Origin of the sequence: Microcoleus sp. S36a_B3, assembly GCF_036700745.1 — a bacterium.
Taxonomy (GTDB): domain Bacteria; phylum Cyanobacteriota; class Cyanobacteriia; order Cyanobacteriales; family Microcoleaceae; genus Microcoleus.
In genome coordinates, this window is the sequence record NZ_JAUBPN010000002.1 from 105,305 (window position 1) to 118,888 (window position 13,584).

Here is a 13,584-nt window from a genome sequence, read left to right on the forward strand (position 1 = left end):
TTTTGCGGCTGGTTGCTATTAATATCTGTTTTCTCGGTCGCGCTGCCGGCTGAGGCATCTGTTTGCCGAAATTATCAAGGGCGCGAGATTTGCATTGTCGATATCAAACGCAGTGCGAAAAATTATTGGGAGTACAGGGTAACTCTGAGTGTGGATCGAGTTAAACAGCCTCTGGAAGTCTATAATTGCCGCGATCGCACTACGGTTAAGAAAGATGGCCGTGTTTTGGCGTTTGGACAAAACAACCCTGGTGAAATAGTCTGCAGTTTTTTTGACCGAAAATAGTTTTGCTCATCGATTGATATCGTTTTCCTCTAATCGGGAGCATCTATAATACAATAGGGTTCACTTAACATATTTATGCCCCGGAGATCCCCCTCGCATCCCCCTTAAGAAGGGGGACTTTGAGAGCATTATTGTCCCACCCCCTACTCCCCTTTTTAAGGGGTGTGCCAGGGAGATCGTCTTAAGTAAACCGTATTTATCTATAATATTGGTTCCTAGTGCGGACTCAATTTCGCACTACGAACCAATAGCGGGAACACTAATGCGTTTTTAAGCACATTAGTGAATATTTTTGGCGCTTAAACTTTGGCCAGACGATCGCCATTGGGAAGATGTTCTATCTCAGCAGCCTCCTGACTGTAAGAGTTCTCGCCCGCAGCGCCGTAATAGTCTCGATACCATTCTACAAACTTATGGATGCCTTGGGCGATCGGCGTACTGGGCTTAAATCCTACATCCTGCATCAAATCGCTTACATCTGCATAGGTAGAAAGTACGTCACCGGGCTGCATTGGTAAAAAATTCTTAACGGCTGTTTTCCCCGTTGCTTTTTCAATGACTTCGATAAAAGTCAACAATTCCACAGGGGAATGATTGCCAATATTATAAATCTTGTAGGGAGCCGTGGTGGCAGAATTTTGGGCGATCGATTGAGGCGGTTTTGCCATGACTCGCACAACTCCTTCAATTACATCGTCAATGTAAGTGAAATCGCGCTGCATTTTGCCGAAGTTGTAAACGTCGATGGGCTTGTTTTCGGCGATCGCCTTGACGAATTTGAAATAAGCCATATCCGGTCTTCCCCAAGGGCCGTATACTGTAAAAAAGCGCAATCCCGTAATCGGCAAACCGTACAAATGGCTGTAGGAATGAGCCATCAGTTCATTAGCTTTTTTGGTGGCTGCATAAAGGGAAATCGGATGATCGACGTTATCGCTAACTGCAAAGGGAACTTTAGTATTAGCACCGTAAACAGAACTGGAAGAAGCAAAAACTAAATGCTCGATTTGGCTGTGGCGACAGCCTTCTAAAATGTTGATAAATCCTGTGAGGTTGCTGTCTGCGTAGGCGTGAGGATTTTCCAGCGAGTAGCGAACGCCCGGTTGACCGGCGAGGTGAACAACACGGTCAAATTTTTGGTCTTGGAAAAGTTGGGATATGCTAGGGCGATCGCTCAAATCTAAATATTGAAAAGTAAATTGCGAATGCGTCTGGAGTTGAGCTAAACGCGCTTTTTTGAGGTTGACATCATAATAGTCATTTAAGTTATCGATGCCGTAAACTTGTTGCCCTTGGGATAGTAATCTTTGGGCTAAATGATAGCCGATAAAGCCTGCTGCACCAGTTACTAAAATTTTCATAAAAACATTCGGTAAGTAGGAAAATCGGTCACAAAGCGTACTGAGAGGGAAACGACTCGTGCGACTTACCATACAACATATCGCAAGTATGTCACTATTCAACATCTGCTGGGAAAGCTGGAAAATCCCCGTAGGCTGCGGATTCACCGACAATCTGCCAGAAAGCGGGGAAATCTCACAGATCCGCACCATACACATACCTTAAACAGTTGACATAGGTCGCGCGACGTTTTTAAGATGGGGATTTACACCTCTGCCTAAAAACATTCTGCGTAAACCATTGCTATTTAAATTTGAATAATCGGCATGATTTAACCGCAGAGAACGCAGAGCACGCAGAGGAAGAGAAGAGAGGAGAGAGATGAAGCGAAGCAATGGCGGAAATTAAGCGATTGCTTCGTTTCACTGGCAATGACAAACTATTTATTACACATCCTGCATTAAAATTTGCCGTCTACTGCTGAGACGCAGCGTTCGCAAATTGCCGGATGTTCGATCGACTCTCCGACGTGGGTTGAGTAATTCCAGCAACGATCGCACTTTTGGCCGTCTGCTTTGACTACACCAATCGCCAACTCTGGAGATTGGTAACTGTACGGCAATTCTGGCATTGCTGCATTCGATTCGATCAGTTCAACTTCTGAGGTGATGAACAAATAGCGCAATTCGTCTACACCGTTGCTACCACTTGCAGAATGATGGTGTACAGCTACTTCAGCAGGAGTTTTTGCTTTGGGTGCCGCACTTAATTCTGCTTTCGGGATTGCAGGTATTTCTGCAAAACTTTGTTGGGCTGCGGATGTTTGCGCCTGTATCGGTACAAGCGCTGTCTCTACTACGGGCGCTAGCACGATCGCCTGTGTTTCTACAAGCATAAGCGCAGTTGTTTGTCCCAGCACATCGGCTGTCAGAGAATCTATTGTTTGTCCAATTTCTTGACGGTTTTCTGCAAACAGCAAGTGACGGAAAGCAAACCAGATTGTAAATAAGATACCGATGACTTTAAAGAAGACTTCCAAGAGAGGAATTTGATTCATCGTATCCAAAACTGCCAGGGTTACTCTACCCGTTACCAATACAGAAGCTAACAGCCCTAGCGTTACCAGAACTTTTTGGTATTCTGTGATAAAGTTGCCCGCGTATGCAGGTAGATCGGCGACAAACTGGGCGCTGCGATCTAACACTTGCTGCAAGTCTAAAGCCGATTCTTCTGGGGTAGAATACTCTACAATTTCAGAATCTGCATCGCGCTTAGCGACTGTTTGTTGCTCAACACTAACAGTCTTTATTGTCAAGTTTTTTGCAACACTTGCAGCTTTTTCTTCCTGTCGATCTTGTACTGCTTTTGCTTTCTCCTCTGCGGTTAGTTTGATCGCTGCATTTTGCGATCGCACATAATCCACCAATTCTTCACTGCTGGGATTCAAAGCTTGCAATTGCTCTCTTTTCTCAACATCGGGAACGTACAATAAAACCTTAGCTTCCAAAGAAGAACCGATCGCCTTTTCAGTCCTGGCTTTTTCCAAAACCTTGTTAACTTCACCGCGTACTTGTCGCAAATATTGCCAGCGCGCAGCCAATTCTGGATTGTGCCACGAAGCCTCAACTTGCACCCAACCGGCTTCAAATACAGATTTGTAGGGAGTTGGATAGGGAAGGTACTGCCAAATATCCTCAGCCATGTGACACAACACAGGTGCGATCGCCCTTGCCAAATTCTCCACAGCGATCGCAATTACCGTCTGACAACTGCGGCGGCGCTGGGCATCTGTCGCGCTGATATAAAGTCGATCCTTCCCAATATCCAGATAGAAATTAGACAAATCCACCGTGCAGAAATTCTGCACTGTTTGGAAGAATCGGGAAAATTGGAAGTTTTCAAAAGCATCTTGAACTTCCGCAAAAACTTCTCCCATTCTGTGCAGCATATAGCGATCGAGTTCTGGCAAATCCTCGTAAGCTACAGCATCTTTTGCCGGATCGAAGTCGTGCAAATTCCCCAGCAAAAACTTAGCTGTATTGCGAATTTTGCGGTAAACATCCGATTGCTGTTTGAGAATGTTTTTGCCCAACGGCACATCCGCAGAATAGTCTACCGAAGACACCCACAACCGCAAAACATCGGCTCCATATTCCTTAATTACCACAGCCGGATCGACGACATTGCCTTCAGATTTGCTCATCTTGCGGCCTTTTTCATCCAGCACAAAACCGTGAGTCAAAACTGTTTTGTAAGGAGCAATGCCGTTGGTTGCTACACTGGTTAGCAAGCTGGATTGAAACCAGCCCCGATGTTGGTCTGAACCTTCCAAATAGATATCGGCTGGATAGTTTAATTCCGATCGCCCTTTGGCAACTGCGGCCCAGGAAGAACCGGAGTCAAACCACACATCCATCGTGTCGGTGCCCTTGCGGTAGGTGCGGCCATTGTTGCGGTAAGATTCCGGCAGCAATTCATCGATCGACAATTCCCACCAAGCATCGGAACCCTTCTCGGCAAAGATGGCTTGGACGTGGGCGATCGTTTCTTCATTTAACAGCGGTTCGTTGTTTTCTTCGTCGTAGAATACGGGAATTGGAACGCCCCAAGTCCGCTGGCGAGAAATGCACCAATCTGCTCGATCGCCGACCATTGCAGTAATTCTATTTTCACCTTGGGCGGGAATCCAATTCACATTAGAAATGGCTTTTAATGCTTCATCTCGGAACCCTTCAACGGACGCAAACCACTGTTCTGTAGCCCGAAAAATCGTCGGCTTTTTAGTGCGCCAATCGTAAGGATAGGAGTGAGGATAAGCTTCCTCTTTAATCAAACAATTTGCCTTTTCCAATGCCTCAATTACCGCGCTATTGCCGTTTCCGAGGACATTTAAACCTGCAAACTCTCCGGCTTCTGCGGTGAAATTTCCGTTTTCGTCTACGGGTGTTAAAACTGGCAAACCGCAGCGTTTTCCTACTATAAAGTCTTCTTGTCCGTGGCCGGGCGCGGTGTGCACCAATCCGGTTCCTGAGTCAGCGGTAATGTAGTCGCCGCCGGCAACGATCGGGCTTTCGCGATCGAACAACGGATGTTTGTAGGTGCAGCCTTCTAATTCTTTACCTGGGAAGGTAGCCAGGATTTTTAATTCTGTGTTGAAAGTTGCCGACAGTCGATCGACCGCATCGACAGCGACTAACATAAATTGTTGTGCGATGTGGGAATTTGCCGGCGGTTCCACCACTGCATACATCAGTTCGGGATTGACTGCGATCGCCAAGTTTGCCGGAATCGTCCAGGGGGTAGTCGTCCAAATCGCGGCCCAGAGGCTCGGCATATAGCGCTTGAGCTTCGCCTGCAAAGATTTTGACAAGTTTCTGACATGAAAGCCGACGTAGATGCTGCGCGAGACGTGGCCTTCGGGATATTCCAATTCTGCTTCGGCGAGGGCTGTTTTCGAGCTCGGACTCCAGTGCACGGGTTTAAAGCCGCGATAGATGTAGCCTTTGAGCACCATTTGACCGAAAACGCCGATTTGAGCGGCTTCGTATTCGGGTTTCAGGGTTAAATACGGGTGTTCCCAGTCGCCCCAAACGCCGTAGCGCTGGAAGGATTCGCGCTGCTGTTCCATTGTTTGCTGCGCGAAGGCGGCGGCTTTGTGGCGGAGGTCGATCGGCGTAAGATTTAGCCGATCGTCCGATTTCATGTTTTGCAATACTTTAAGTTCGATCGGCAATCCGTGACAATCCCAACCGGGCACGTAGCGAACTTTTTTGCCGCGCAGCATTTGGTAGCGGTTGATAAAATCTTTAAGGATTTTATTGAGGGCGTGGCCGATGTGAAGTTGTCCGTTGGCGTAGGGTGGCCCGTCGTGGAGGATGAACAATTCGCCTGGGTTATTTTCCGAAAGGCGATCGTAGATTTCTTGATCTGCCCAAAATTGTTGCAATTCCGGTTCGCGACGGGCGGCGTTAGCCCGCATATCAAACTTGGTTTTGGGCAGATTTACGGTGTCTTTGTAGGATTTAGCTTCCATTTTTGAGAAACGTTTTATCTAGTTAGTTGTTAGAAGAAGGAAGAAGGAAGAAGGAAGAAGGAAGAAAGAATGCTTGTACAGCATTTTTTTCAGCCATCAATATCTTATTTTTAGTTAGGTGGACTTACTTATCAAGTCCGGTGAAATAATCATAATTAATTTTTAGCAAGGAATTTAGTCCTCTCTCGTCCTTGAAGAGCTGACAACCAGATATTCCAGTATAGGCGATCGACCGCACATTAGATCGAACCAAATCCGTAGAGAACCCTCTCTTCTCTCCGCGCCCTCTGCGCCCTCTGCGGTTAAAAAATCATTCATAAATCGAGGTGGCGCTACTGACTCAGCCAACCGAACATTTCACCAACAGTCAGATTCAAGGATTCAGCGAAGGGTGGAACGGGGAGGCGATCGCCCGGTTATTCAAAAAATGCTATGGTGCGATCCTCTGCGAGGGCTTCGCTAACGGCAAAATAGACAAATACCAGTTCTTCTTCCGGGTCAATCAACCAGCCCATCTGGGTTCCGTGGCCGAGACTGTGGAGAATGTTGCGGACGACTTTAGTTTGACTTTGGTCGGGGGAAAGAATTTCGATTGTCCAGTCGGGGGCGATGGCGAAAGTGTTGGCGACTTCGCCGTTCTCGTCGCGGGGAATGCGTTCCCAAGTAAAGACTGCAAGATCGGGTACAGTCGATCGACCGCCAAAGGTACAGCGCAATTCTGGATAGGCGCGGGCGATGCGTTGCGGTTTGAGTACCCGGTTGATGTCAGCACCCAAATCGCTTTGAATTGTGCTGTGTTTTCCTTGGGGCATAGGTTTTTGGATAATTTGGCCGTCGATGAATTCGCTGGCGGGTTTGGTTTCCGACAGTTGGAGAAATTCATGGAGACTCAAAGGTTTAGAAGCGGTTTGAACCATTATTGTTATTTGATTTAAGTTTAATTTGTATTAGTTAAGCGATCGGGCATTTAATTTATCAAGAAAATTGGTCTAAAACCCCGTCCTTCGCTTGACGGCTTTAAGTGGTCTAACTCGTTTGACGGCGAGTCCGACAGGGATTGAAATCCCTGTCTCATAGCGCAAGTCCTCTGCAAGAGGACTGAGGAGGTTGATTAACGTGAAATGCGAAACTCAACATCCAATTAAATTGAGACTTGCAGTCGGTTTTAACCGACTTTTGCTATGAGACACGGAATTCATTCCCTGTCGGACTGTCGGACTGTCGGACAAGCAATAAACGCTTAAAGAAACAGTCCCAATCCGCGGCTAACCGCATTTCCCATACGATCGCACAATGACGCGGCCGGCACTCCCTGTCCTTCCTGTTCCCATTTTTCCACGAGTTGGCGGCCCAGGGGTGTGAGGCGAAAACTGTCGGTAATCCCTTGTCCGTCTACTTCGCGCCGCAAAACGCCAACTTGGATCAGCCAGAGTAGGGAGTTTTCCGCTACGAGTTCGGATACGGGCGATCGGGTGTAGCCGCTTTCAACACCCGCGTTTGAGGCGATCGCAGTTAGGAAAACACTGTTATCGCGGATGGTCTGGAAGAAGTGTAATTGAAAAGGGCTGCACCGGATCGCGCGATCGGCTCTTTTGACAGTGCGATCGGGATAACTAATAGATTTAAATGCTTCGGATGGGATAAAAGTCATTGAGAGATTTTTTGAATAGGTACTATATTTTTAATTGTTACAGATTTAGAGTCAAAGTGGAGTTATGAAAATTATACAAAAAATCAGACAGGCGTTGAACAGAAATAAATATTTTTAGGCATCAGCTTTTCTGAGTTCATAACTGTCTGAGGCTTCTGCATTTCCAATCGCCCGGTATAGAGAAACCCTTGCAGGTAGCTTGAGAGAAGAAGTAGACTAGGCTTAACGAAGTTAGAGAAGAAGAAAGATTATGCCTTTGCCGAAAGTGCCTAAAAAATTCTTGCCCAAGTTAACCTCGGTTTTCTTATTCTTATACGTGGCGGCGACACTGCCGTTGCTTGCCAATCGCCTCACTTCTTTTGCTTATATTGTTCAAGCGGTTGTGCAGAAAAAGCAAAATGCAGCAAATGAAGCAACAGAGAGTTTGAGGCAAGCGATTCAACCTAATTTTTGGGATGCTACTATTTACCAAACTCTCGGCTTTCAGTTGAGCGCTCGGGGAAAACCAGAGGAAGCGATCGCAGCTTACCGCCAAGCCGTCCAAATAAATCCAAACTTTGCCGAAGCTTATAAAAATCTGGGTGAGGTGCTGTTTTGGCAAGGCAAACCATATGATGAAGCGATCGCAGCTTACCGCCAAGCCGTCCAAATAAATCCCAATGATGCCGAAGCTTACAAAGAGCTGGGTGCTCTGCTGTATTTTCAAGGCAAACCAGATGAAGAGATCGCAACTTACCGCCAAGCCATCAAAGTTAACCCTCAGTGGGTTTGGGCTTACAACAAACTTGGTAAGACGCTATCCTACCAAGGCAAACCAGATGAAGAGATCGCAGCTTACCGCCAAGCCGTCCAAATAAATCCTAATGATGCCGAAGCTCACAGAAACTTAGGTTTGGCCCTACAGCAACAGGGCAGATTAGATGAGGCGATCGCAGCTTACCGCCCAGCCATCCAAATAAATCCTAATGATGCCGAAGCTCACAGAAACTTAGGTTTGGCCCTACAGCAACAGGGCAGATTAGATGAGGCGATCGCAGCTTACCGCCAAGCCATTAAAATAGATACAAACTATGCCGAAGCTTACAAAAATTTAGGTTGGATTTTACAGGAACAGGGGAGATTAGAGGAGGCGAGCGCAGCTTACCGCCAAGCGATTCAACTCAACCTCAAACATACCCAAGCTGACAACAATTTGAGCGAGAGGATAAGTGCATTCCTCCAAAATATTAGGGTTAATTTATTACTCAAAGAAACCGAACGGCTCTTAGCTATGCGAAAAAATCCGCAATTTTCGGAAATTCCAGAGCGATTCCCCAGTTTAAAAGATGAACCTTTAGTTTCATTAAAGCGGTCTGTTGTCCGAGTTGTTATTAAAAATTCTACAGACTTACCGTCGTTTACTGGCTGGACAGACTTACAGTCGCTTACTGGCTGGGTAGTAAAACGGCAGGGAAACAAAGCTTGGATTGTGACCGAGCGCATTGTGAAAACGACTGACACAACTAGGCTCCAGAGTGATCCAGAAATCGAAGTTGAATTTTATAGTAAACCGAAATCTGGCGAATTCCGCAAGCGGAAACCCGCTAAGATTGCTAAAATTACTGCTGCCTCTGACAACCTAAATTTAGCTTTACTTGAAGTCACAAACATTCCGAAGGATATTAAGCCTTTAGCCAGAGCCTCAGCCTCTGTTCCCCTCAACTCACCTACCCACATTATTGGATATTCTGACGACACCAATGATGATTGGACAGTTACAACAGGAAAAGTCATCAACAAGAGCGATCGAGAGTTACAAATATCTCCAATTTCAGTTATAGTTAAGGCTGGCAGTCCCGTATTAGATCGGCAAAATCGCGTTGTTGCCATTGGTCAGCGAAGTCGTTATCACATTAGCATTACTGGATCGCAGAATCAAGAGCCAGTTCTACGACCTGTTAGTGATACTGCTCTTGCTTTTCCGATCCAATCAGTTACAACACAACTGAAAAATTGGGGTATTGATTAAGCAATTGCTGTACATTAAAATTGCTAATTCAATTGCTGAGCAATCAAGGCGGACTTAACTAATCATCCCCTCATTTTATGGATCGGTAAACCCAAATTGCCTGAAAATCCGCAACACATAAGCAGGTGACATTTCCCCAGCACCGATATCAATCGGAACAATCCTTTTTATGCCTTCAACTTCACGCATATACAAACGATGATCCCCTTTCCCCTCTCGGTAAAACTGACATCCGTTTTGTTCTTAAATCTTAATTAATGCTTTAGGTTTTAAAGATGGAAGGTTTTTAGGCATAAACTTTCCTTAATTCATAAGTGTCTGAAGCTTCCGCATCTTCTAAAGTCATAAATTCGTGCAACTCATTAATAGAAAGAGGGCTGAGATAAACATTAGACTCTGATTGATAGACTTCGGAAAAAGACTCAATAGCTTGTTTGAGTTTATCGATAGATTGTTCGCGAGTATTGCCTTGCCCCACCAACCCATTTTCTAAACACAGAGAAACCCAGTAGTCGGAACTTTTGCGGATAACTACAGTATAAAAATTAATCATATTCTATTTGGTAAATTAATTTTAATTTAGTCAGCATATTTTGAGGATATGCCAATAATCTAACACGCGATCGCCCGCAAGTCAAGGCAGACAATCACCAGTGCGAACTATTGCAAAGTGCAGACTTTTCGTGTATCAATACCTGTATAAATAAACGTTGTATTAACCCGCGCAGGCGGGTTTTGTTTTTGTAGACGCGATTTCCAATCGCCCCGTCTCTTCTATTCTGTCAAAAAGTGCATTTTCTTGTCGGCAGTTGCTCCTAGCCCGCCCAAAATGAATTAAAATACATTTATAAATTCCAAGAGAAACACAACTATGACATTACCAGTAGGGTGCGCCGCCCCTCAATTCACCGCCAAAGACACAAACGGCAAAACAGTCTCCCTCTCCGACTTCACCGGTAAAACCGTAATCTTGTATTTCTACCCCAAAGATGACACCCCCGGCTGCACCAGACAAGCTCAAAGCTTCAAAGCAGCTCATGAAGAATACAAGGGCAAAGATATAGTAGTTCTCGGTGTCAGCCGCGACAACGAAGAATCGCACCAAAAATTCACAGAAAAGTACGGTTTGCCTTTTCAACTATTAGCAGATGTTGATGGCGCAATTACCAAAGCTTACGATGTCGAGAAAGGCGATTATGCCAAGCGCGTCACCTTTGTTATCGATGGCACCGGCAAAATTATTCAGGTTTATGAAGGAGACAATCTGAAAGTTGACTCTCACGCTCAAGATATTCTTGTCACCATAGTTTAGTGAGGGGTCACGGGTACGGGGGTTAACAACCTACTCTAACTATATTTGTTCCCCCAAAACTTGCACGACAAATGCGATCGAGCAGCCTAGATTGTCGTCAGGTGCGCGGTGCACAGCCTACAGTTAGATTTTGCGTGCAAATCCTGTCAACCATTCAAAATTCATGCTTTAAAAGGCTTTCACCGCCCCTAGATTCAGTCGAGGGGCGGTTTTGTCCTAGATTGAGTCATTGTGTTTCATAAAATCAGAAGTTATCCTTGCTGTAGCTGAATAATTAAGTAGGTAGGCAGATAGAGAATGACAAGCAACGACAGTATTTTGAGTTACTTAGGCCCACAAGAAGTTGAGGCAAATCTAGGTGCCGTCTTAGTGGGCAGTTTTGACAAAAATCAAGTGGCGGCGATTTCAGCAACAGAAGGCTCAAATGCCCTGAATGCTGAGATGAATTTATCTACGGGCATCTGGAACATCAGTTTAGAGAAAGGATTCGATAGCACTGGAACTCGCAGTGTGCAGGTGAAGGCAACTAATAAGGCTGGTAAAGTTATCGGCGAACAAAAAATTAACATCAAAGTTAATCCTGCTTCTAACTTACCCGATCGCTCTTTTACGTTAATTATTCTCCAATTTACCAGATTCAAAGCCGGAACATTGCCTAGTAGCAGTCTCAACGATCAACAAAAAGCGGACGTACCAGCCGGAACAACTTATCAAATTACCGACTACGAGTTAGAAGACGGACACCTAAATGTTCAACTAAGGAATCCCATCAATCCGGTGGGGAAGTCCGGCTTTTTTTACGAAAAGCACGCAATCATCACAAACGGCGCAAAAATCATGATATTCGATCGCGCCGAATTACCCACCCCGCCGCCTGGAATGATGTTGCTGTGGGTAAACAAAAAAACCTGGTTAAAGCGCAATCCCGCAGATTCTGCTACTTTAGCAGAAAATCAGAAAGTCAGATTTTACCAGGGAGAAACTTTCAATATTCTCGGCTATGCTTGCGTAGACAATCATTTTCGTGTCACCCTAAATAACCAGATTCCCAACTTTGTCCAGTCAGGATTTTTGTACTCGCAACACGTCCAAATTTTGCAAAACGGGATAGGAATTCAGTGTGATAGAAATGCTGTGACGATGACTGTTATCAAAACTGCTGTGCTTAAAAAGCGGCCGGTCAATCCAGCAAGCCTGCAACCGCAAGAAAAAATTAATTTGCCGGCGGGCATGATTTACGGAGTTGCAGGATTCTCTATAGAACAAGGTGATGTCAAAGTCTCGCTGACTGAAAATTTGCCTTCCTTTGGCAATACGGGTTTTATTTTTCCCGATTTCGTGCAATTCAGTCGCGGTGGTAAATCTTTCAATCCTGCCCCTAATTTAACTTATCAAGGGCCAACAGAAGTTTTGGTAAATCAGGCGATCGTCCTGCAGGGTACTTTTGACAAGCAGGAAGCGGTAAAAGTTGATGTAATAGCTGAAGATAAATTTCCGCTAACCGTTACGCTAAACCAACAAGCCGGCACTTGGCAAGTGAATATGCCTAAAGGATTTAGCGTAGCAGGAGCTCGTTGGCTGAGGTTGCGCGCAACTGACAGCAAACGCAATGTTACCGCCAGCCAAGTAATTTACATTACAGTTAGTTCCGATCCGCTGACTGTCGGAAAAGGTTTGACCTTAAAGATAGTTTCTGCTACTTTCTTTAAAGTAGCTCCGGTTGATTCTTCGCGACTAGAAAATCAGCAAAAAGTTTTTGTCAAAGCAGGTCAGATTTTTACGTTGAGCAAGTACGGATTTGTTGACGGGCATCTCAAGGTGGTGCTGGATTCGGCAATTTCGCCGATCGGCAGTTTTGGCTATTTTTACGAACCAGACGTTCAGTTAGCCAAAGGTACAAAAACCTTGAAGTTTGACCTCGCCGACGTACCCAACAACAGCGGGGGTGCGGAAGTGTTGGTAACTCAAACAACTGTGATTAAAAGCCAACCAGTAGATTCATCAAAACTGCCCGCCAATGGAGTTGCAGATTTAATTTTAGGTAGCACATACACCATCACTGGCTATGCGTGCGTTTTGGGTCATTTCCGAGTAACTCTCGCCGAATCTATTCCTGATTTCGGGAATGTCGGATTTATTTATTGGCAGTCCGTTAAAATCAAGAAAAACGGCAAAGAAGTTCCCTTTGACCCCGATGCTTTGACAATGACAATGCTGCAACCAACGGTATTGAAAAAACGCCCGTTAGATGCTAGCCAACTAAGTGCTACTGAAAGAACTACACTGCCTTTAGGTAGAGTTTACGGCGTGGAAAGCTACGGTTTGGAAGGCAGTCACCTAAAAGTTTCCCTGACTGAAGAACTGCCGAATTTTGGCAATACAGGTTATGTTTTTCCGAGCTTTGTTCAGTTCAAACGGGGAGATAAAATTTTCGATCCAGTTCCGAACAATGTGGAATTGAACGTGCCGTATTTTTCGCAGCGGGACAATCCGCGCTTTGACTGGTCTACTTGCAATGTAACTGCGATCGCAATGGTATTTTATTACTACGGCGTTCGCTCTAAATGGGGCGGACAGTTGGAGGATGAGTTGTTGCAGTGGTGTTTCGACTATGCCGGCCAGGGTTCTCAAACCGATCACAACGTGCTGACGGCGCTGATTCAGGCTTACGGGTTTAAGACGAGTTTTAGTACGACTCGTACATGGGCGGATGTGCGATCGGAATTGTTGAATCGGCGGCCGGTAGTTTTAGCGGGAGATTTTACGGCGGCCGGTCACATTATCACTTTAATTGGCTACAATTCCCAGGGTTATATCGTGCAAGATCCTTGGGGAGATGCACTCACGGGCTACAGCAATACTGAGGGAAGAAAGTTGATGTATCCCTACAGTTACGTCAATCAAGTTGCTGGGCCTGATGGGAATGTTTGGGCGCATTTTATCTCTCGATAATC

General features: G+C 45.5%; 7 protein-coding genes and 1 pseudogene. 3 read left to right on the top strand and 5 right to left on the bottom strand.

What is annotated here, in order from left to right; all coding sequences use genetic code 11:
• Positions 1–584: 584 nt before the first annotated feature.
• The 4 genes and pseudogenes from QUA01_RS02605 to QUA01_RS02620 form a co-directional block, all read right to left on the bottom strand.
• Positions 585–1,646 carry an NAD-dependent epimerase gene (locus QUA01_RS02605; protein ID WP_333087771.1) on the bottom strand — a complete coding sequence of 354 codons (1,062 nt, stop codon included), beginning with the start codon at positions 1,644–1,646 and terminating at the stop codon, positions 585–587.
• A 440-nt stretch (positions 1,647–2,086) separates the two neighbouring features.
• A complete protein-coding gene (gene ileS, locus QUA01_RS02610) occupies positions 2,087–5,659 on the bottom strand; it encodes an isoleucine--tRNA ligase (protein WP_333087767.1) in 3,573 nt (1,190 codons plus the stop codon).
• 332 nt (positions 5,660–5,991) lie between these two features.
• Positions 5,992–6,576, bottom strand: a pseudogene (locus QUA01_RS02615) (Uma2 family endonuclease).
• Between the two features lie 323 nt (positions 6,577–6,899).
• Positions 6,900–7,310, bottom strand: coding sequence for an Npun_F0494 family protein (locus tag QUA01_RS02620; RefSeq protein ID WP_333087766.1), 411 nt, complete (start codon positions 7,308–7,310; stop codon positions 6,900–6,902).
• A gap of 250 nt (positions 7,311–7,560) precedes the next feature.
• Between QUA01_RS02620 and QUA01_RS02625 the strand changes: the two genes are divergently transcribed.
• Positions 7,561–9,318, top strand: a complete 1,758-nt coding sequence (locus QUA01_RS02625) for a tetratricopeptide repeat protein (protein ID WP_333087764.1) — start codon at positions 7,561–7,563, stop codon at positions 9,316–9,318.
• A gap of 286 nt (positions 9,319–9,604) precedes the next feature.
• Here QUA01_RS02625 and QUA01_RS02630 read toward each other — a convergent pair whose 3' ends face one another.
• Positions 9,605–9,871 carry a type II toxin-antitoxin system HicB family antitoxin gene (locus QUA01_RS02630; RefSeq protein ID WP_333087763.1) on the bottom strand — a complete coding sequence of 89 codons (267 nt, stop codon included), beginning with the start codon at positions 9,869–9,871 and terminating at the stop codon, positions 9,605–9,607.
• A 318-nt stretch (positions 9,872–10,189) separates the two neighbouring features.
• Between QUA01_RS02630 and QUA01_RS02635 the strand changes: the two genes are divergently transcribed.
• On the top strand, positions 10,190–10,630 hold the full coding sequence (locus QUA01_RS02635; protein ID WP_333087761.1) for a peroxiredoxin: 441 nt from the start codon (positions 10,190–10,192) through the stop codon (positions 10,628–10,630).
• Between the two features lie 297 nt (positions 10,631–10,927).
• The gene (locus tag QUA01_RS02640) at positions 10,928–13,582 is read left to right on the top strand and encodes a C39 family peptidase (protein WP_333087760.1); all 2,655 of its coding nucleotides are present in this window, start codon (positions 10,928–10,930) and stop codon (positions 13,580–13,582) included.
• Positions 13,583–13,584: the final 2 nt, after the last annotated feature.